Source organism: Anaeromyxobacter terrae (genome assembly GCF_022690685.1).
In the GTDB taxonomy this organism is placed as follows: Bacteria; Myxococcota; Myxococcia; order Myxococcales; family Anaeromyxobacteraceae; genus Anaeromyxobacter; species Anaeromyxobacter terrae.
This window is the reverse complement of sequence record NZ_JALCYY010000032.1, coordinates 40,277-60,608: the sequence shown is the minus strand read 5'-3', so window position 1 is coordinate 60,608 and position 20,332 is coordinate 40,277. Positions and strand designations below refer to the sequence as shown.

Below are 20,332 nucleotides of genomic sequence, written 5' to 3'. Positions count from 1 at the left end.
CGGCAGGGCGCGAGGGCTGCGCGGGCTGGGGCACGCGCGGCGGCGCGAGCGGGCGGCTCGCCGGGGCCGGCGGGCGCGGGGGTTGCGCGCGGGAGAGCTTCGCGAGGCGCGCCTCCTCCTCCTCCTTCGTCACGACGAGCGGCGCCCCGCCGGCGCGCTGCCGGGCCTCGTCGTCCGCGCTGTAGTAGAGCTGGAAGGTGGTGAGGCCGCGCACGACGAGCTCGCCGCGCTGGTTCTCCGCCCACGTCTCGATGTCGATCGCGTAGCGCCCGCCCTCCTCGAAGCGGCGGTCCGTCACGCGGCCGCGGACGGTGAGCACGTCGCCCGGCCAGACGATCTTCACGAACCGCGCGGAGAAGCGGCGCAGGCGTGCGCCGCGCACCCAGTCCACGACGAGCTCCCCGAGGAAGCCCATCGCGATCATCCCCGGCGCGAGCGCGCTCGGGAACCCCGAGTTCTTCGCGTAGGGCTCGTCGATGTAGAGCGGGTTCCAGTCCTGGGCCGCGCCGACGTAGCGCGCGATCTGGAGCCGGTCCACCGGCGGCTTCACGAGCGGCGGCAGCTCGTCGCCGACCTTGACCGCCTCGAAGTAGAGCTGGCGTGCGCTGAGCATCCCTCGCCCCTATCCCCGACGCAGGATGAGCGTCGCGCGCGAGCGGAACACCCACTCGCCCTTGTCGTCCCGGGCCTCGTCCTCGAGCACGAGCACGTCCATCGGGCCGCTCGCGCCGGGCCGCTCCTGCACGTCGGCGACCCGCGTGACGACGGTGACCCGGTCGCCCGCCACGAGGGGGCGGGCGTACTCGATCTGCTGCTCGGAGTGCAGGATGGAGCGGGTCCCGAGATCGAGCGAGTGCCGGAAGCGGTCGTTCGCGGCGAGCGCCACCGCGAACGTCGGGGGCGCCACGAGGGCCGGGTACCCCGCCGCGCGCGCCGCCGCCTCGTCCTGGTAGATCGGGTTCGGGTCGCCGAGGGCCTCCGCGAACCGCCGGATGGCGCTCCGCTCGACCTCCTGCTCCACGGGCTCACTCTCCCGGCCGACGAGGGATCTGTCGAGCATGCGTTCCGTTCACCTTCCCGCGGGGAGATCGAGCACCGTGAGGAGCCCCTGACGCTCCAGCACGGCGGGGATGGCGTTCACGACGGCGTGGGCCGTGCCGGCCTCGCCGGGAACGCCGCCCGGGATGACCAGGCGGAGCGGCGGATCGGAGTCGAGCTCCACCTCGTCCCGCGGGTCCTCGGCGCCGGCCTGCAGCGAGAGCTCGAGCCGGACCACCTCGCGATCCTCCGCGAACACCCGCGCCACCTGCTGAACCCCGGCCACCTCTCCGCGCCGCACCGCGCCGTCCTCCTCCGCGACGAGCGGGACGATCTCCTCGTCCACCTCGTACTCGTCGGCGCCGGCGCACGACTCCGCGAGGAGCGCCGCCGACTGCGCGAGCCCGGGCTGGCCGATCTCGCCCCGCTCGAGCGCCTCGTCGAACGCCTCCTCGGCGAGGCCGAGGCCTGCCCGCTGCCGGAGCGCCCCTGGGCCGGACGCGGCGTCGACCACCCGCGTCACCCGGACGTGGCGCACCGGCCCGACGACCTGCGACAGGAAGGCCGGGAGCCGATCGAGCACGAAGCCGGGCGCGACCCCGGTCGCCACCACCGCGACCCCGCGCTGCTCGCAGAGCCGGTCGAGCGCCTCGGCGTCCTCGGCGCTGTCGAGCGCCGGGTTCACGAGCTCCTCGCAGGTGGAGACGACATGAAGGCCGGCCCTCACGGCGGCGCGGATGTCCGGGAGCGCCTCCTCGAGCCGGCTCGTTCCGGAGTGCAGGACGACGCCGCCCTTCGCCCGGGCGAGCGCCTTCGCGAGGTCGCTCTCCACGCGGAGCTCGGGCACCGGGGCGCCGAGCAGCGCGTCGAGCGGGCGCCCGGCGAGGGCGGGATCGCGATCGAACGCCGCGACGATCTCGAGTTCGTCGCGCAGGACGACCGCCCGGGCGATGGCCCGCCCGGTGTCACCCAGCCCCACGAGCACCACCGGGATGATGCCGTCCGGTCGCACGTGCCCCTCCGGAGACGTGCGCGCCCGGGGAGCGGGCGCGGCGGATCTCCAAGATTCACGGGCCTTTATAGTGCACGCGATCCACGGCTATCAAGAAAACCGGGGAGCTCGACCCCGGCGGCGCGCTCATCTGCGGCCGCGCGGGCCCCCGATCGGCTGGCGGCCGGCGGTGGAGGGCGCGATGCGGTAACCGTACGACGACAGGGATCTTTTACGACCCGATCATCGACTCGAGGAGGAGCCGCGCGGACGGGTCGGACCAGTCGCGGGGGCCGATCACGAACGCGACCAGCCGGCCGTCCTTGTCCACGATGTAGGTCTCGGGGAACTTGAGGTCGGGGCAGACCCCGCCCCGGGCGGCGCAGTAGTAGGCACGGGTCGCGACCTGCTGGGGGTCGAGCGCCACGGCGAGGCCTGGCTTCCCGAAGTAGGGCGGCGCGGCGAAGAACTCCTTCACCGGGTCCCAGCCCTCGTCCACCGAGACCGCGACCATCCGGAAGCGGCCCGGGTACTTCGCCTCGAGCTCCCGCCCGAGCCGCACCATCGAGGGCATCTCCTCCCGGCACGGCGGGCACCAGGTGGCCCAGAAGTTCACGAAGACGACCTGCCCCTTCGCCTGCGCGAGCGAGAAGCGGCTGCCGTCGAGCGCCTCGAGCTCGATCGCGGGCGCCGCCACGTCGGTGCGGTCCACGCCGAAGCCGAGCAGGGACGCGCGCTCGAGCGCCGGCTGCGTGACGAAGCGGTCGTAGGCGAGGTAGGCGAGGGCCGCGACGAGGACGGCCGCCGTCGCGACGGCTGCGAGGCGGACGCCGCGGCGCGGCGCGTGCTTCCGGGGCGGCCGCGCGATGTCGTTCGATTCCGTCTTCACGGCGCGGTTCTACAACAGCGGCTTGCTTGCCGCCACCCGCCCCGCGGGCGACACTCGGCCCCCGATGCGCGGCCTCATGGGCAGCTTCGCGGTCCTCCCGCTCTCCGAGCTCGTCGACCTGCTCGCGCGGCGTCGCATGTCCGGGACGCTCGGCTGCGAGCGCGGCACCGTGAAGAAGTCCGTCCTGGTTCGCGACGGCGTGGCGATCGGGGCCGGCTCGAACGATCCGCGCGAGCACCTCGGCCAGCTCCTGCTCAACTTCGGGCACGTCTCCGAGGAGCAGCTCGCGAAGGCCTTCGAGACGCAGGAGGAGACCCGGATCCGGCTCGGGAAGGTGCTGACGCTCGTCGGCCTCGTCTCGCCCGAGGTCATCCGCGACGTCCTCGCCATCAAGCTGCGCGAGACCCTCCTCGACGTGTTCCTGTGGGACGCGGGCGTGTTCTGGTTCGACGACGGCTCCCCGCCCGACGTGGACGAGCTCGACGCGGCGGTGCCGCTCGCCGACATCGCGCGCGAGGCGGAGTTCCGGGCGACGGCGTGGAGCGCGTTCCGCGGCGAGTTCCCGAGCGGCGCGGCCTCGCTCGTCGTGGACGAGGCCGCTGCGCCCGCCTCGGCCGGCCCCGGCACAATCGACGGCCGGCTCCTCGCCCTCGCCCGCGAGGGCAAGACCATCGACGAGCTCGCGCTCGCGCTGCACGCGACCGACTTCCACCTGTACCAGCGGCTCTACGCGCTCGCCCGGCAGGGCGCGCTCCGCGCCGCGCCGGCGCCCCTCGCCGCGGCCATCGCCTCCGAGCCGGTCGGCGCGGCCGACCTCATCGACCGCGCCCGCTCACTCCTCGCCGACGGGCGCGCCGACGACGCCGAGCTCGTGGCGGCGCGGGCGGTGGAGCTCGCCCCGGCCTCGGAGGCCGCCCGCTCGCTGCTCGCCGAGACGGAGCGCGTCCTCGGGGAGCGGCTCCAGGCGGAGCTCCTCGGGCCGCCCCGGACGCCGCGGCTCAAGCTCGCGGCGCGCGAGGTGGCGCGCCTGCGGCTCTCGTCGGCCGACAAGTACCTGCTCTCGCGCTGCGACGGGCGGCGCGACGTCCGCGACCTCACCCGCGTGGCGCCGCTTCGCGAGCTCGACGTGCTGAAGGCGATCCGTCGCTTCGCGGACGCGGGGCTCGTCGAGCTGGGGTGAAGCCCGGCCCCGAGGGCCGGCTCGAGCGGGCGCTACCTCGCGGCGGCCGTCCGGAGCTCGCCGCCCTTCGCGGAGGCGACGTGGGAGGCGAAGTACGCCTCGAGCGCCTCGCGCGCGACGGTCGGCGCGCGCGCGTGCCACAGCCGCTCGTTCACCACCACGGTCGCGATCGCCACCTGCGGCCTGTCCGCCGGCGCGTACCCCACGAACCAGGAGTAGTCGCGGTACGGCTGGGCGTCGGCGAGCGAGCCGGTCTTGCCCGCCACCGGGATGCTCCGGAGCGGACCGCGGGCGCGCGCGAAGGCGCGGCGCGCGGTGCCCTCGGTGACCGTGCTGCGCATCATCCGGGCGAGCTCCGCGGCGACGGGCTCCTCGATCACGCGGCGCGGATCTCCGGCGGACGGCACCGGGCCGCCCTCGACCGCGTCGACGATCACCGGCGGCACGAGCACGCCCTCGTTCGCGACGATGGCCGCGAGGAGCGCCGCGTGGAGGGGCGAGAGCTTCACCCCGCCGAACCCGGCGGCGGTGTTCGCGAAGCCGAAGTCGTCGTCGGGGATGTCCGCCTTCGAGATCTCGACCGGGTGGGCGAAGGGGATCTCCGTGTTGAAGAGGAACCGCTCGGCGGTCGCGCGCAGCCGGCCCGCGTCGAGGCCCCGGTCGGCGAGCTTCGCGAAGACGACGTTCGTGGAGTGGCCGAAGGCGGAGGCGAGCGTGACGCAGCGGTGGTCGCGGCGCGGATCGTCGGCGAGGAGCTTCGGCGCGAGCCGGTGCTTGCCGCCGTGGTAGCAGACCTCCTCGTCGGGGAGCGTGCCCTGCTCGAGCAGGGCCGCGGCGGTGACGAGCTTGAAGATGCTCGCCGCCGGCGCGAGCGCCGCGAGGGAGAGGCCGCGGCGACCCGGCTCCGCGCGGGAGTGCTCCGCGAGCGCGAGGATCCGCCCCGTGGCGGGCTCGATGAGGACGGTCGCACCCCAGGGCACCCGGTACGTGTCGAGCGCGCGCTCGAGCCGGTCCTGTAGCCCCGGATCGAGCGTCAGGGTCGCGCGGCGGTCGCCGAGCGGCGCGACGTACCGGCCCGACGCCTCGTCGAACGAGATCTCGCCGATGCGGATCGGCAGTTCGGGCGCGGCGGGCGCGGCCGCGGCGAGCTTCTTCTGGGCCGCGGCGGTGGAGGTGGACGGACCGGCGTCCGTCCCGGGAGAGGACGGACGCGGGAGGACGAGGCCGGCGAGCACGAGCGCGCTCGCGGGCACGAGCCAGGAAGGGACGCGATGGAGCATCGGAGCGATCGGGGGGAGAAGCGGCGGCGAGTGTGCCGCAAGCCCGGGACCGCGTCAAAGTAGGCGCCCGACGACCGCGAGGAACGTGCTTGGGTGGGGACGCGGCCCGACCGGAGCGCGATCGGGCCGCGTGCACCACGAGTGTCAGCGAGCGCGCCGCGCCGCGGGCTTCACCGCGCGCTTCGTCGTCTTGGCGAGCCCCTTGCTCGCGTGCGCCGCGCCGACCGCGGCCGCGCTCGCGGCCGCGAGCTTCCCGTCGTGCAGCCCCTTCGCGCGCCAGCCCTTCCCGCGCGCGACCTGGGCGGCCCGCGCCGCCTTCGACGGGCTCGCCGCGCGCTTCCCGGCGCGCTTCGCCTTCGCGGGCGCCGCGGCCCGCTCCCTCAGGGCCGCCTGGGCCGCGGCGAGCCTCGCGATGGGGAGCCGGTACGGCGAGCAGGAGACGTAGTCGAGCCCGAGCTCGTGGCAGAACCCCACCGACGCCGGGTCGCCGCCGTGCTCGCCGCAGATGCCGAGCTTCAGCTCCGGCTTGGTGGCGCGCCCGCCCTGGACACCGATCCTCATGAGCGCGCCCACGCCCTCGCGATCGATGGTGACGAACGGGTCGGCCGGCCAGATCTCCTTCTCGCGGTAGGCGGTGATGACCGGGCCCGTGTCGTCGCGGGAGAGGGCGAAGGTGGTCTGGGTGAGGTCGTTCGTGCCGAAGGAGAAGAACTCGGCGGTCTTCGCGATCTCGCCCGCGGTGAGCGCGCCGCGCGGGACCTCGATCATGGTGCCGACGTGGTACCGCACCCTGCGCCCGCGCGCGGCGAACACCTCGTCCGCCACGCGGCGCACGATCGCCGCCTGGTCGTCGAGCTCCCCCTTCGCGCCGACGAGCGGGATCATCACCTCCGGCTCCACCTTCACGCCCTGCTCTGCGACGTCGCAGGCGGCCTCGAAGATCGCGCGGGACTGCATCTCGGTGATCTCCGGGAAGGAGACGCCGAGGCGGCAGCCGCGGTGGCCGAGCATCGGGTTCGCCTCGTGCAGCTCCTCGATGCGCGCGCGGACCCTCTCGACCGGCTTGCCGGTGACGCGCGCGAGCTCCTCGATCCCCGCCGCGTCCTGCGGCAGGAACTCGTGGAGCGGCGGGTCGATGGTGCGGATCGTCACCGGGCGCGGCCCCATCGCCTCGAAGATGCCGCGGAAGTCCTCGCGCTGGACCGGCAGGAGCTTCGCCAGCGCCGCGCGCCGCTCCTCGAGCGTCTCCGCGACGATCATCTCGCGCATGGGGCCGATCTTGCCCTCGCCGAAGAACATGTGCTCCGTGCGGCAGAGGCCGATGCCCTGCGCGCCGAGGGCGACCGAGGTCCGCGCCTGGTCCGGCTGGTCCGCGTTGGCGCGCACGTCGAGCCGCCGCGCCGCGTCCGCCCACGCCATGATCTCGGCGAACTCCTGGAAGACCGGGGCGTCCTCCGGCGCGAGCGTCCTCTCCACCAGCACCTGGAGCACCTGCGAGGGCCGCGTCTCGAGCCGGCCCTCGATCACCTCGCCGGTGGAGCCGTCGATGGACATCCAGTCGCCCTCGGAGAGCGTCCGCTCGCCGCCGGCGGTCGCGACCTTCATCTTGCGGGCGTGGTAGTCGAACGAGAGCGCCTCGCAGCCGACGATCGCGACCTTGCCCATCTGCCGGGCGACGAGCGCCGCGTGCGAGGTCATGCCGCCGAAGGCGGTGAGGAAGCCCTCCGCGGCGGCCATGCCGCGGATGTCCTCGGGCGAGGTCTCGTGGCGGGCGAGGATGACGCTCTCGCCCCGCGCGCGCCACGCCTCCGCGTCCTCGGCGAAGAACACCACCCGCCCGCTCGCCGCGCCTGGCCCCGCCGGCAGCCCCTTCGCGAGGACCTTCCCCTCCTTCAGCGCCGCCTTCTTCCGCTCCGCGTCGAAGATCGGCCGGAGCAGGTGATTGAGCCCCTCGGGCTCGATGCGGAGGAGCGCCTCGTCCCTGGTGATGAGCCGCTCGCTTGCCATGTCGACGGCGATGCGGACCGCGGCGAGCCCGGTGCGCTTGCCGGTGCGCGTCTGCAGGACGTAGAGCTTGCCCTGCTCGATGGTGAACTCGATGTCCTGCATCTCCCGGTAGTGCCGCTCGAGCTTCGTCCGGACGTCGGCGAGCTGCTGCGCCATCTCCGGCCAGCGCGCCTCGAGCTCGGAGATCTTCTGCGGCGTGCGGATCCCGGCGACGACGTCCTCGCCCTGCGCGTTCACGAGGAACTCGCCGTAGAACTGGTCGTCGCCCGTCCCGGGGTCGCGCGTGAAGGCGACGCCCGTGCCGGAGTCGTCGCCCATGTTGCCGAACACCATCGCCTGGACGCTGACGGCGGTGCCCCAGTCCGACGGGTAGCCGTAGAGCTTCCGGTAGGCGATGGCGCGGTCGTTGTCCCAGGAGCGGAACACCGCCGCCACCGCCTCCATGAGCTGATCGTACGGATCGTCCGGGAAGGCGATCCCCTTGTGCTCCTCGATCGCCGCCTTGAACTCGCCGACGAGCTCGCGGAGCGCGTCCTCGGGGAGCTCCGAGTCGAAGCGCACGCCGCGGGCGTGCTTCTTCCGCTCGAGGAGCTCCTCGAAGGGATCGCGGTCCTCCTTGTGCTCGGGCTTCATGCCGAGCACCACGTCGCCGAACATGGCGACGAAGCGCCGGTAGCTGTCCCAGGCGAAGCGCGGGTTCCCTGAGCGCCGCGCGAGCCCGACCACGGTGGCGTCGTTGAGCCCGAGGTTGAGGACGGTGTCCATCATGCCGGGCATGGAGACGCGCGCGCCGGAGCGGACCGAGACGAGGAGCGGGTTCTTCGCGTCGCCGAGCTTGCGCCCCACGAGCGCCTCGGTCCGCTTCATCGCCGCGCGGACCTCGGCCTCGAGCCCTCTCGGGATGCGCTTCCCGGAGCGGTAGTACTCGCTGCAGGCCTCGGTCGTGATGGTGAAGCCGGGGGGAACGGGGATGCCGATGTTCGACATCTCCGCGAGCCCGGCCCCCTTCCCTCCGAGGAGGTCCTTCATGTCCTTGTTCCCCTCGGCCTTCCCGCCGCCGAAGGCGAAGATGCGCTTCTGGGCCATCCCTCACCTCGAGTGAACCTGGGAGATCGAACGAGCTCGCGGCCGGGAAGCGCACGGCCAGCCAGGGCAAACGTACCAAAGCGATCCTGGCCCGGGAACGGAGCGCGCGCTCGGCTACCCCAACAAGGCGCCGCGCGGATCAAGTCGTCCAGGTGGAGCAGGGAGGAGAGCGGACGGGCAGGCCAGCGACCGCGGTGTCCGGCCGCAGGCGAGCTAGATCCGCAGCGCCTCGACGCGCGCCTCGTCGCGCTCGGGCTCGACCTCGTAGGTCTCGACGAGCTCGCCCTCGCGCCACTCGACCGCGACCTTCGGCGCGTCCTTGCCCTTGCCGTAGCGGGCGACGATCCGCGCGGCGAGCATCCGCTCCTCCCAGGTCGGCTCGCCCTCCACGAGCGCGATCGGGCCGAGCACGTCCTTCGCCTCGAGCCGCGCCCGGCCCGGGACGTGGTGCTCGAGGAGCGCGTTCTCCACCTCGCTCCGGCCCACGATGAGCTTCGCGCGCGGGGAGATCCGGAAGTGGCGCCCGGTCGAGAGGAGCACCACATCCTCCGGCACGATCCGCCGCTCCTCGCCCGCCGCCTCGCGGGTGTCGAGCACGTCGAAAAACTTCTTCGCGAAGCTCTCGTCGGTGAGGTAGCAGCACCCCCCGGCCGGCTGCGGCCAGTCGACGACGCCGAGCTCCTTCGCGAGCTCCATCTGCCGCTGTCGGGAGCGGCCGCTGATCGCCTCGAGGAGCTCGCGATCCACGATCCCCGTCTGCTCGGGGATCGTGGGCGGGAGGAGCTTCGCGGAGAGCGGGCGCAGGAGCCGCCCGTCGAGGCCGCTGTCGCGCTCGATGATCCGGAGCGTGTCGCGCCGCTGGCTCTTCGGGCGCTGGCCGAGGACCTCGCCCGTGAAGATGAAGTCCGCCCCCTCCGCCTCCATGATCGCCTTCGCCTTGCGCATCATGAAGACGCGGCAGTCGACGCAGGGGTTCGCGTTCGCGCCGTACCCGTACTTGGGGTGCACGAGCATGTCGAGGTACTCGGACCCGGAGATGTCGACGTACTCGATGTCCACCTCGAGGTCGGCGGCGGCGCGGAGCGCCTCGTTGCGGGGGACGCTCCCGTCGGCGCGGCCGCCCTTGCGGCGCTGCGTCTCGGTGATGCAGAAGCCGGTGTAGAAGTTGACCGCCTTCACCTCGATCCCCTGCCGGCGCACGAGCGCGAGCGCGAGCGTCGAGTCGAGCCCGCCGGAGATCATCGCGATGGCCTTGCCCTGCTTCTGCATTCCGCTCCTCACCGCGCGCGCTTGCGCACGAAGCTCTTCCAGGCGGACCCCTCCCGGAAGGTGCCGAGGTGCTCGTTCCTCGTCGCCTTGCACCACATCGGCATGTCCGTGGCGATCCCCGCGTCGGTCGAGATGACGAGCAGCACCGCGCCCTCGTCGAGCGACCGCACCGCCTTCGCGGTCTCGACGATCGGGAACGGGCAGAGCCGGCCGGAGGTGTCGAGCGTCCGCGCAGGTGCGGGCATGTCGGGGAGCGCCACGGGCACTCCCTTTAGCCGTACGGCGGACGACGGGCAACCACGCCCCGCGCGCCGATGTGGGCGTTCGCGGCGCGCCGGCGCGTCCTTGCCCGGGGTGCAGGCGAGCGGTAGGCTCCGCGGCGATGCCCCGCCTCGCTCTCGTCGCCGTCCTCGCCGCGCTCGCCGCGGCCGCGCCCTCCTCCTCCTCCGCCCAGGAGCCCTACACGCCCACCGGCCTCGCCGCGACGTTCTCCTACGGCGCCGGCGGCGAGCTCGGGCTCGCCAAGGGCGAGGACAAGGGCGGCGCCGGGGTGACCGAGATCGAGGCGACGCTCGGGTACGACCTCGAGTCGCTGAACCTCCGGCCCGAGATCGGGCTCGCGCTCGGGCTCGACCCCGACACGAACCTCGCCTTCCGGCCCGGCGTGCGCTGGATCTCGCCCCAGGTCCCGCTCCAGGTCCGGCTCGCCCTCGACATGTCCAACGCGCGCGATCGCTCGATGCAGTGGCGCTGGCTCCTCCTCGGCGTCGCGACGGAGCTCCGCTTCACGAGCGTCCTCGGCCTCTTCGCCGAGGTCGACACCGGCGCGCCGCTCTCGTCGGAGGCGGGCGTGCCGCTCCTCGTCCGCGGCGGCGCGACGTTCCGCTTCTAGCCACCCGTGGGAGACGTCCGCATGAGAAGCCTCGCCGTCGCGATCGCCGTCGCGCTCGGGCTGCCGGCCCTCGCCCTCGCACAGGACGAGGGGCTCCCGCCGCCGCCGCCCCCGCCCGCCTACGACGGCGACGTGCCGCTCCCGCCGCCGCCCTCCGGCACGCGGCCGCTCTCCCAGCTCGACCCGCAGCTCCCGCGCCCGGCCCCCGCGCCGGCGCGGCGGCCCGCCGGCGCGCTCCCGCCCTCCGGCGCGGTCCAGGGCGGCGCCATCGGCGAGTCGCCCATCGCCGCGGCGGGCGCGCAGGCCGCGCCGCTCCACCCCGACGAGACGATCGGCCACTGGCGCTACGCGATGGCGAGCGGCGTCGCCGGCCGGTTCGGCGGGATGCAGCTCGACAAGGACCGCGAGAACCCGGGCGTGCTCCTCTACTTCGGCGCGCAGGCGGACGGGCTCTGGTCGGAGGGGTTCGGCAAGTCGGCGCGGCTCCGGCTGCGGATGTTCACGGGCGGCGAGTCCGAGGTCTACCTGCCGTCCGACGGCGAGGTCGAGGGCGCCTTCATGATCGGGCGCCGCGAGTTCCGGTTCGTGCTCGGCCGCCTCGAGGTCGCGCGCTACCCCGCGCTCGGCATGCAGGTGCTCGCGCAGCTCGCGACGCTGCCCTGCTTCGAGGGCTCGCTGCCGCTCCTCGGCGACACGATGCGCCTCTACTACTACGTGTCGCCGGTGGAGGCCTCGTTCGTCCGCTACTACGGCGACGCCCACATCTCCCACTCGGCCGCGTGGGCGACCGAGTCCGACGTCCCGGTCGCGGCGAGCGCGGGACGGCTGCGCTGGACGCTGCTCCTGCCGCCGTCCGTGCTGCTCTCGCTGCAGGGCGATCTCATGAAGATGTGGAACAAGGCCGACCTCCTCCTCGCGGGCGAGGCGAGCCTCGGCTATCAGGTGCTCGAAGGATCGGCGGTGTTCAACGTCGCGGTCCGCTGGGACCAGTTCCGCCGCCGCGGCCTCGCGCCCGAGACGAGCGCGACCGACTCCGAGATGAAGCTGCTCGGCATCGCGACGCTCGTCTTCTAGGGGATGGGCGGCGGCGCGACCGCGGGAATGGTCCGCGGCGCGGACGGTTCGGGGGGAGACGCGCGGACCGGGGCGCGCTCATCCATTTGTCGGTACTCGGGATTTCGTGATTGAATGCGCGGCTCGCACCCGCACGCGTAGGAGACGGTTCGACATGAGGCACGTCAGCTGGATCATCGCCCTCGTCATCGGATTCTCGGTGGGCTTCTTCTCTCGCGGCGCCATCGACGGCCGCGGCGCGCGGCCGCCCGTCGGCACGCCGGCGCAGCGCCCAGCGCGCCCGGTCGAGGATCCGCGCGCGGTCTACCGGGTGCCGGTCGACGACACCCCGCTGCGCGGGCCGTCGGACGCGCTCGTCACCATCGTCGAGTCGTCCGACTTCGAGTGCCCGTTCTGCAAGCGGGTGGGCCCGACGCTGAAGCAGCTCGAGGAGGCCTACCCGGGCAAGCTGCGCTTCTCGTTCCGCAACAACCCGCTGCCCTTCCACGCGCGCGCGCTCCCCGCCGCGATCGCCGCGGAGGAGGCCCGCGCGCAGGGCGGTGACGCGAAGTTCTGGGCGATGCACGACAAGCTCTTCGAGCTCGCCCCCGCGCTCGACGACGCGAGCATCGAGCGCGCCGCGCAGGAGATCGGCCTCGACGCGGCGAAGGTGAAGGAGGCGATCGCCTCCGGCAAGTACAAGGAGCGGATCCAGCGCGACCAGCAGCTCGTGCAGTCGGTCGGCGCGCCCGCGACGCCCTCGTTCTTCATCAACGGCCGCAAGGTCGCCGGCGCCCAGCCGCTCGAGACGTTCCGCGGCATCGTCGACGAGGAGCTCAAGAAGGCCCAGGCGCTGGTGCAGGGCGGGACGCCCGCGGCGCAGGTCTACGCGAAGATCATGGAGGCCGCCTCGCCGCGGCCGGTGTTCCTCCCGACCGCGCCCGGCCAGCCCGCCCCCCAGGGCGCCGCGCCCGCGCCGCAGGCTCCGGCCGCGCCCGCGCCCGCCGCGCTCTACCGCAAGGTGCCGCTGCGGCCGGACGATCCGGCCCGCGGCCCCGCCGACGCGAAGCTCACGGTGGTCCTCTTCTCCGACTTCCAGTGCCCCTTCTGCGGCCGCGTGGAGCCCACGCTGAAGCAGCTCGAGGAGGCGTACCCGGGCCAGCTGCGGATCGTGTGGAAGCACCAGCCGCTCCCCATGCACCAGGACGCGATGCCCGCGGCGCTCGCCGCGGAGGCGGCCCGCGAGCAGGGGAAGTTCTGGCAGATGCACGACAAGCTCTTCGAGAACCAGCGCGCGCTCGACGCCGCCAGCGTCGCGGGCCACGCGAAGGCGATCGGGCTCGACGCGCGGAAGTTCGAGCAGGCGGTCCAGTCGAAGAAGTACGAGGCGCGGATCCAGGAGGACATGCGCCTCGGCAGCTCGGTCGGCGCGAACGGCACGCCGACCCTGTTCTTCAACTGCCGCCAGGTCGTCGGCGCGCAGCCGCTCGATCGCATGCGCGCGGTCGCCGACGAGGAGCTCAAGAAGGCGGACGCGCTCCTCAAGGGCGCGAAGCCCGACGCGCGCTTCTACGATCGGGCCTGCGACGCGAACATCGCCGCCGCGCCCGCCGCGCCGGTGCCGGCCGCGGCCCAGGCGCCGGCGCCCGGCCCCGTGCAGAAGGTCGACGTCCGTCCGGACGATCCGGTGCGCGGGAACCCGAAGGCGCCCGTCACGATCGTGCTGTTCTCCGACTTCCAGTGCCCCTTCTGCGCCCGGGTCGGCCCGACGCTCGAGGAGGTCCAGCGCACCTACGGAGACAAGGTGCGGGTCGTGTGGAAGCACCAGCCGCTGCCCTTCCACCAGCAGGCCCTGCCGGCGGCCGAGGCCGCCGAGGCCGCCCGCGAGCAGGGCAAGTTCTGGCAGATGCACGACAAGCTCTTCGCCTCGCAGCGCGAGCTCTCGCCCGACGCCTTCACCCGGATCGCGCGCGAGATCGGGCTCGACGCGAAGAAGTTCGAGGCCTCGGTCCAGAGCGGCAAGGCGCGCGCGCGCATCCAGCAGGACCAGCAGCTCGCGGCGTCGGTCGGCGCGCAGGGCACCCCGACGATGTTCGTGAACGGCGAGCGCGTCGTCGGCGCCGTGCCGTTCGAGCAGCTCAAGGCCGTCATCGACCGGCAGCTCGCGAAGCGCTGACCGCTCCACCCGGCCCGTGCCGCGCGTCACCATCGTCGCGCCGACGTACAACGCGTCGCGCTTCGTCCAGCAGTGCGTCGAGAGCGTGCTCGCCCAGACGTTCGGCGACTTCGAGCTCGTCGTCGCAGACGACGGCTCGACGGACGGGACGCCGGACGTCGTCGAGTCCTACCGGGATCCGCGCGTGCGGTGCCTGCGGCTGCCGCACCGCGGGCTCCGCGCGCTCGCGCAGACGTACAACGCGGCGCTCTCCGCCGGCACGGGCGACCTCGTCGCGGTGCTCGAGGGCGACGACTACTGGCCCCCGGACAAGCTCGAGGTCCAGGTGCGCGGGTTCGACGACCCCTCCGTCCAGCTCTCCTGGGGCGCCGGGCTCGAGGTCGACCTGCAAGGACGGACGCTGAAGGTCTCCCGGCACGCGCCCGTGGACGGCGTCGACCGGCGCTTCGCGAACGGCGAGCTCTTCCGCTCGCTGCTCCGATCGTACACGCTCAGCCCCTCGATCACGGTCATGGCGCGGCGCGCTGCGCTCGATCGGATCGGCGGGTTCCGGCAGGACGGGTCGGTCCACTACGTCGACCTGCCGACGTGGCTGCTCCTCCTCGCGCGGAATCCTGGCGTGGCGCTCTATCACGGCCACCTGGTCGGCTTCTGGCGCCGGCATCCTGCACAGACGACGTCACGGCACGGGTACAGCCTGGTGCGCGAGCGCTGGCGCGTCATCCGTGACGTGGTCGCGACGCTCGACGACGACGCGCGCGCGGCGGTGGGTTGGACGGAGGCGCTCGCGCGAGAGAACCGCACGCGCTGGTGCATCGGCGCGGGCCGCGCGGCGCTCCGGGCCGGCCGGTTCGACCGGGCGAGGCGCCTCCACCTCGAGGCGCTGCGCCGGGCGCCGAGCGTGTCGCTGCAGCTCAGGGCGCTCTCCGGCGTCGCTGCCTCCACCGCTCGGCTGGATCTCCCCGGCGCGTGGCGACGGCTCCGCCGCCGCGCGTGAGGGGGCCTCGTGTCTAGAGTCCCGCCCGCTGCTAGTATGACGGGCCTCGCATGAGCCGCTTCCGCATCGTCCTTCAGGCCTACGGTCTCGACGAGGTCCGCGTCGGAGCGCTGTACGCCGCATGGTCCGCGCTGGCGTACGCGGAGGGGGCCCCGCTCGCGATCCACGTCTACACGGACGAGCCGGGCTTCTTCGCGCCGCTCGGCGACGCCCTGGTGCTGCGCGAGCTCTCCCGCGACGACATCAGCGCCTGGCGCGGGCCGCTCGACTTCACGCACCGGCTCAAGGCCGTGATGATCCGCGAGATGACCCGCCGGCATCCCGCGGACCCGCTCCTCTACCTCGACGCCGACACGTTCTTCGCGGCGCCGGTCGGGCCGGTGTTCGAGCGGATCACGCCCTCGACCTCGGTGATGCACGAGCGCGAGTACAGCGTCGCGACGCGCGACTCGGGGCAGATCCAGCGGTTCCGCAAGCACATGGGGCGCCTCTCGTTCCGCGGGGCGCCTGTCGATCTCGGCGGCGACATGTGGAACGCGGGCGCGGTGGGGATCCACCCCTCGAACTTCCCGGTGGTCGACTCCTGGCTCGAGTTCATCGACACGCTCTACCCGAGCTACCGCCGTGGGCTCGTGGAGCAGTACGGCATCAGCCTCCTGCTCCAGCGATCGACGGCGGTGTCTCCCTGCGCCGACGAGGTCTTCCACTACTGGGCCCAGAAGGACGAATACTGCGAGGCGATCCGGCGCGAGCTGGACCTCCTCCGCGGCCTGGGGCTCGCGGAGTCGCTGCGGCACCTGCGCGAGCGCCGGATCGCGCTGCCGCCCCCGGCACGGCGCCGGCACAAGCAGTCGATGCTGGATCGCGTCCGGCGCGCCCTCGGCATGATCGCGTCCTGAACGACAGTTCGCGACTCGGTCGTCTAGCCAGCCGCGGTACGGAGCGCGCTCCTGCCCCGGCCGGTACTGGAGAGAGGCGAGCGAGCGCTCCTCGACGGGGGAGGTGCGGCTCGATGGCGCGGCGTCGCGGCGGCCCGGCGCCCGCCTTCCGCGCCGGGACCCTTGCGCGGGGCGGCCGCGTTCGGATAAGGATCCCCACTCGCCATGCGCCGGACCTTCTTCAAGTCCAAGATTCACCGCGCCACGGTCACGCACGCCGACCTGGACTACGAGGGCTCGGTCTCCATCGACGAGGACCTCCTCGAGGCGGCCGGGATCCTCGAGTACGAGGCCGTCCACGTGTGGAACATCACGCGCGGCACCCGGCTGCAGACCTACGCGATCAAGGGCGAGCGCGGCTCCGGCATCATCTGCATCAACGGCGCCGCCGCGCACCTCAACAAGCCGGGCGACCTCGTGATCCTCGCGACGTTCGCCGAGCTGGACGAGGCGGAGGCGCGCGGCTTCAAGCCGACGGTCGTGCTCGTCGACCGGAAGAACAAGATCGTGCAGAGCGACGCGGTCGAGGTGGCAGGACCGGCGCGTCGGGTGTCGGCATGACGGTGTTTCTTTGGCGCCGGTGATCTCCGGCCCACCCCCGATCTCGAGACCTTCCTCACCCTGTGCAGGCCGGGCCGTGCGGTGCCGGTGCGCGTCGAGGTCGACGCCGACACCGAGACGCCGGTCTCCGCGTTCCTGAAGCTCTCGCGCGGCCAGCGTCAGGCGTTCCTCCTCGAGTCGGTCGAGGGCGGCGAGCGGAGCGCCCGCTTCAGCTTCCTCGGCGCGGGCCCGAAGAGCGCGCTGCGCTACAAGCTCGGCGATCGCGGCGATCCCATCGCCGCGGTGCGCGCCGCCCTCGCCACCCACTCCGCCGTGCGGGTCCCCGGCACGCCGCCCTTCTCGGGCGGCCTCGTCGGCCACGTCTCGTACGACGCGGTGAAGCTGTTCGAGCCGCGGGTGCCGATCGCGAACCCGGACGAGCTCGGGTTCCCGGACCTCCTGCTCATGGACTTCGACGAGGTGGTGGCGTTCGACAACCGCCGCCACTCGCTGCACGTCATCTGCGAGGTCCGCTGCGACGCGGGCGACGACCCGCGGGCCCTCTACGCGGGCGCGCTCCGGCGGATCCGGACGCGGCTCGCGCTCCTCGCCGGGCCGCTCGTGGATCGCCGCGCGCGGCGGTCGGCGCGCCCGTCCGCGCTCGTGCCCCGCCTCGCGAAGCCGGATTACCTCGCCGCGGTCGAGCGCGCGAAGGAGTACGTGAAGGCCGGCGACTGCCAGCAGATCGTCCTCTCGCAGCGCTTCGACGCGGAGGTCTCGGTGCCGCCGTTCGAGATCTACCGCGCGCTCCGGCGCGTGAACCCCTCGCCGTACCTGTTCTTCCTGAAGGACGGCGACCGTGCGCTCGTCGGCTCCTCGCCGGAGACCCTCATCAAGCTCGAGGACGGCGAGGTGACGCTCCGCCCGATCGCGGGGACGCGCCGGCGCGGCGCCGAGCCGGCGGAGGACGCGCGGCTCGAGGCGGAGCTGCGCGCCGATCCCAAGGAGAACGCCGAGCACGTGATGCTCGTCGACCTGGGCCGGAACGACGTGGGGCGGGTCTCCGCGGTCGGCACCGTCCGCGTCACGGCGCTCAAGACGGTGGAGCGCTACTCCCACGTCATGCACCTCGTCTCGGAGGTGAAGGGGCGGCTCGCGGACGGCCTCTCGGCGGTCGACGTGCTGCAGGCCGGGTTCCCGGCCGGCACGGTGTCCGGCTCCCCGAAGGTGCGGGCGATGGAGATCATCGACGAGCTCGAGCCGGCGCGGCGCGGGCCGTACGCGGGCGCGGTCGGCTACTTCGATCGCGGCGGCGACATGGAGATGTGCATCGCCATCCGCACGCTCATGGCGCGCGGCAGGCGCGTCTCGGTCCAGGCCGGCGGCGGGCTGGTCTACGACTCGGTGCCCGAGGCGGAGTACCAGGAGACGCTCAACAAGGCGCGCGCGGTCTTCACGGCCGTCGCGCAGGCCGAGTCGCGGCTGCTCGACGCGGTGGCGGAGCCGCCGAGCGCGCGGAAGGTGGCGGCGCGCACGCCGAAGGCGAGCCGGCGCCGGCCGCGCAGGGGCAAGCGATGAGCGGCCCGAGCGGACGGGTGAGCGGCGGGGCTCGAGTGCTGCTCCTCGACAACTACGATTCCTTCACGTTCAACCTGGTCCAGTACCTCGGCGAGCTCGGCGCCGAGGTCGAGGTCTTCCGCAACGACGCCATCGACGTCGCGGGCATCCGCGCGCGCCGGCCGGACGGGCTCGTGCTCTCCCCCGGGCCGTGCACGCCCGACGACGCCGGCGTGACGCTCGAGGCGATCCGCGCCCTCGCCGGCGAGCTGCCGATCCTGGGCGTCTGCCTCGGGCACCAGGCCATCGGGCAGGCGTTCGGGGGCACGGTCGTCCGCAACGCGCGGATCGTCCACGGGAAGGCGAGCCCGGTGCGGCACGGGAACGCGGGGGTGTTCGCCGGTCTGCCCTCGCCGTTCGAGGCGGGGCGCTACCACTCGCTCGTCGTCGAGCGCGAGACCCTGCCGGCCGCCCTCGAGGTGACCGCCTGGACCGACGAGGGCGAGATCATGGGGCTCCGCCACCGCGCGCTCGACGTGGAGGGCGTCCAGTTCCACCCCGAGTCGATCCTGACGCTCGAGGGGAAGCGGCTCCTCGGCAACTGGCTCCGCCGGCTCGGCGGCGGGAGGATCCGATGATCCAGCAGGCGGTGGCGCGGCTCCTCGAGCACCACGACCTCTCGCGGGCGGAGATGTCCGCGGTGATGGCGGAGATCGCCGACGGCGGCGCGACGCCCGCGCAGGTGGGGGCGTTCCTCGCGGCGCTGCGGCTCAAGGGCGAGACGGTGGACGAGATCGCCGGCGCGGCGGAGGTGATGCGCGCGCGGGTCGATCGCGTGCGCGTCGAGCGCGACGTCTTCGTGGACACCTGCGGCACGGGCGGCGACGGGCGCCACACCTTCAACATCTCCACCACCGCCGCGTTCGTCGTGGCGGGCGCGGGCGTCACCGTCGCGAAGCACGGCAACCGCGCCGTCTCCTCGCGCTCCGGCTCCGCGGACGTGCTCGCCGCGCTGGGCGTCGACGTGGACGCGCCGAAGGAGGTGGTCGAGCGCGCCATCGAGGAGGTCGGGATCGGCTTCCTGTTCGCGCCGCGGCTCCACCCCGCGTTCAAGGCCGTCGCCGGCATCCGGCGCGAGCTCGGCGTCCGGACGATCTTCAACCTGCTCGGGCCGCTCGCGAACCCGGCCGGCGCGCGGCACCAGGTCCTGGGCGTCTACGAGCCGCGCTGGGTGCCGGTCATCGGCGGGGTGCTCGCCGCGCTCGGCGCCGCGCACGCGTTCGTCGTCCACGGCGAGGGCCTCGACGAGATCGCCGTCACCGGGATGACCCACGTGTGCGAGGTCCACGCCGGCGAGGTGGAGCGCTACTCCGTGCTGCCCGAGGACCTCGGCCTCTCCCGCCACGACGAGGCGGCGCTCGCCGGCGGCGACGCGGAGCGGAACGCGCGGATCCTCTCCGACGTCCTCGGCGGGCAGAAGGGCGCGCCGCGCGACGCGGCGCTCGCGAACGCGGCGGCGGCGCTGGTCGCGGCCGGGGCGGCCCCGGACCTCCCCACGGCCGTCCGGCTCGGCGCGGAGGCGGTCGACCGCGGCGCCGCCTCGGAGAAGCTCGCGCGGCTGGTCAAGGCGACGCGGGGCGCGGCGTGACGTTCCTCGACGGGATCCTCGCGCGGAAGCGTGACGAGGTGGCGGCGCGCCGCGCGGCGGAGCCGGAGCGCGAGCTCGCGGCGCGGGCCGGGGCCGCGGCTCCGCCGCGCGCGTTCGAGGCCGCCCTCTCGCTGCCGGGCGGCCCGGCGCGGGTCATCGCCGAGGTGAAGCGGGCGAGCCCGTCGGCGGGGCCGATCGCCGCGGGGCTCGACGCGCCGGCGCAGGCGAGGCGCTACGCGGCCGCGGGGGCGGCGGCGATCTCCGTCCTCACCGACGGCCCCGGCTTCGGCGGCTCGCTCGCGGACCTCGCCGCGGTCCGCGCCGCGGTGGACGTGCCGCTCCTCCGGAAGGACTTCGTCGTCGACCGCTACCAGCTCCTCGAGGCGCGCGCCGCCGGCGCGGACGCGGCGCTCCTCATCGTGGCCGCCCTCGCGGACGACACGCTGCGGGAGCTCCTCGACGCCTGCGGCGGCCTCGGCCTCGCCGCGCTCGTCGAGGTGCACGACGCCGGCGAGGCGGAGCGCGCGCTCGCCGCGGGCGCGCGCATCGTCGGCGTGAACAACCGCGACCTACACACCTTCGCGGTCGACCTCGCCACCTCCGAGCGGATCCTGCCCGCGCTCCCCGCGGGCGTGCGCGGCGTGGCGGAGAGCGGCGTCCGCACGGCGGCGGACGCGCGCCGGCTCCGCCAGGCGGGCGCGGCGAACCTGCTCGTGGGAGAGGCGCTCGTGCGCGCGGCGGATCCGGGCGCGCTCATCCGGGAGATGACGGAGTAGGCTCGACCTCGACCT

General features: G+C 73.9%; 19 protein-coding genes. 11 read left to right on the top strand and 8 right to left on the bottom strand.

Going from position 1 to position 20,332, the window contains the following annotated elements; translation table 11 throughout:
- From MNY62_RS15305 to MNY62_RS15290, 4 genes are all read right to left on the bottom strand, one after another.
- Positions 1–613, bottom strand: a 613-nt coding sequence (locus tag MNY62_RS15305; protein WP_242345050.1) for a MaoC/PaaZ C-terminal domain-containing protein, incomplete at its 3' end; no start/stop codon positions are given.
- Between the two features lie 9 nt (positions 614–622).
- The gene (locus MNY62_RS15300; RefSeq protein ID WP_242345049.1) at positions 623–1,060 is read right to left on the bottom strand and encodes an FAS1-like dehydratase domain-containing protein; all 438 of its coding nucleotides are present in this window, start codon (positions 1,058–1,060) and stop codon (positions 623–625) included.
- A 9-nt stretch (positions 1,061–1,069) separates the two neighbouring features.
- Positions 1,070–2,050: a dihydrodipicolinate reductase gene (locus tag MNY62_RS15295; protein ID WP_242345048.1), complete on the bottom strand. Its 981-nt coding sequence runs from the start codon at positions 2,048–2,050 to the stop codon at positions 1,070–1,072.
- A 211-nt stretch (positions 2,051–2,261) separates the two neighbouring features.
- Positions 2,262–2,918, bottom strand: coding sequence for a TlpA family protein disulfide reductase (locus MNY62_RS15290; RefSeq protein WP_242345047.1), 657 nt, complete (start codon positions 2,916–2,918; stop codon positions 2,262–2,264).
- Between the two features lie 64 nt (positions 2,919–2,982).
- On the opposite strand from MNY62_RS15290, the gene MNY62_RS15285 reads away from it, so the two are divergent.
- A complete protein-coding gene (locus MNY62_RS15285; RefSeq protein WP_242345046.1) occupies positions 2,983–4,098 on the top strand; it encodes a DUF4388 domain-containing protein in 1,116 nt (371 codons plus the stop codon).
- 32 nt (positions 4,099–4,130) lie between these two features.
- Here the strand turns inward: MNY62_RS15285 and MNY62_RS15280 are convergent, their stop codons facing one another.
- The 4 genes from MNY62_RS15280 to MNY62_RS15265 form a co-directional block, all read right to left on the bottom strand.
- Positions 4,131–5,378 (bottom strand): penicillin-binding transpeptidase domain-containing protein, encoded by a 1,248-nt coding sequence (locus tag MNY62_RS15280; RefSeq protein WP_242345045.1) that lies wholly within the window; start codon positions 5,376–5,378, stop codon positions 4,131–4,133.
- Positions 5,379–5,522: 144 nt separating this feature from the next.
- On the bottom strand, positions 5,523–8,471 hold the full coding sequence (gene ppdK, locus MNY62_RS15275) for a pyruvate, phosphate dikinase (RefSeq protein WP_242345044.1): 2,949 nt from the start codon (positions 8,469–8,471) through the stop codon (positions 5,523–5,525).
- A 213-nt stretch (positions 8,472–8,684) separates the two neighbouring features.
- Positions 8,685–9,740, bottom strand: coding sequence for an asparagine synthase-related protein (locus tag MNY62_RS15270; RefSeq protein WP_242345043.1), 1,056 nt, complete (start codon positions 9,738–9,740; stop codon positions 8,685–8,687).
- A gap of 8 nt (positions 9,741–9,748) precedes the next feature.
- Entirely contained in the window at positions 9,749–10,000 is a 252-nt protein-coding gene (locus MNY62_RS15265; protein WP_242345042.1) for a sulfurtransferase TusA family protein, read from the bottom strand.
- 122 nt (positions 10,001–10,122) lie between these two features.
- Between MNY62_RS15265 and MNY62_RS15260 the strand changes: the two genes are divergently transcribed.
- From MNY62_RS15260 to trpC, 10 genes are all read left to right on the top strand, one after another.
- Complete coding sequence (locus MNY62_RS15260) at positions 10,123–10,632, top strand: hypothetical protein (RefSeq protein WP_242345041.1); 510 nt, start codon at positions 10,123–10,125, stop codon at positions 10,630–10,632.
- A gap of 21 nt (positions 10,633–10,653) precedes the next feature.
- The gene (locus MNY62_RS15255; protein ID WP_242345040.1) at positions 10,654–11,706 is read left to right on the top strand and encodes a hypothetical protein; all 1,053 of its coding nucleotides are present in this window, start codon (positions 10,654–10,656) and stop codon (positions 11,704–11,706) included.
- A 154-nt stretch (positions 11,707–11,860) separates the two neighbouring features.
- Complete coding sequence (locus tag MNY62_RS15250; RefSeq protein ID WP_242345039.1) at positions 11,861–13,861, top strand: DsbA family protein; 2,001 nt, start codon at positions 11,861–11,863, stop codon at positions 13,859–13,861.
- A gap of 16 nt (positions 13,862–13,877) precedes the next feature.
- Positions 13,878–14,858, top strand: coding sequence for a glycosyltransferase family 2 protein (locus tag MNY62_RS15245; RefSeq protein WP_242345038.1), 981 nt, complete (start codon positions 13,878–13,880; stop codon positions 14,856–14,858).
- A gap of 50 nt (positions 14,859–14,908) precedes the next feature.
- Positions 14,909–15,757 carry a hypothetical protein gene (locus tag MNY62_RS15240; protein ID WP_242345037.1) on the top strand — a complete coding sequence of 283 codons (849 nt, stop codon included), beginning with the start codon at positions 14,909–14,911 and terminating at the stop codon, positions 15,755–15,757.
- 204 nt (positions 15,758–15,961) lie between these two features.
- Positions 15,962–16,357 carry an aspartate 1-decarboxylase gene (gene panD / locus MNY62_RS15235; protein WP_242345036.1) on the top strand — a complete coding sequence of 132 codons (396 nt, stop codon included), beginning with the start codon at positions 15,962–15,964 and terminating at the stop codon, positions 16,355–16,357.
- 87 nt (positions 16,358–16,444) lie between these two features.
- Positions 16,445–17,914 (top strand): anthranilate synthase component I, encoded by a 1,470-nt coding sequence (gene trpE / locus MNY62_RS15230; protein ID WP_332842229.1) that lies wholly within the window; start codon positions 16,445–16,447, stop codon positions 17,912–17,914.
- Entirely contained in the window at positions 17,911–18,531 is a 621-nt protein-coding gene (locus tag MNY62_RS15225) for an anthranilate synthase component II (RefSeq protein ID WP_242345034.1), read from the top strand. The genes trpE and MNY62_RS15225 overlap by 4 nt, the downstream gene beginning before the upstream one ends.
- Positions 18,528–19,541, top strand: a complete 1,014-nt coding sequence (gene trpD / locus MNY62_RS15220) for an anthranilate phosphoribosyltransferase (RefSeq protein ID WP_242345033.1) — start codon at positions 18,528–18,530, stop codon at positions 19,539–19,541. The genes MNY62_RS15225 and trpD overlap by 4 nt, the downstream gene beginning before the upstream one ends.
- Complete coding sequence (gene trpC, locus MNY62_RS15215; protein WP_242345032.1) at positions 19,538–20,317, top strand: indole-3-glycerol phosphate synthase TrpC; 780 nt, start codon at positions 19,538–19,540, stop codon at positions 20,315–20,317. The genes trpD and trpC overlap by 4 nt, the downstream gene beginning before the upstream one ends.
- Positions 20,318–20,332: the final 15 nt, after the last annotated feature.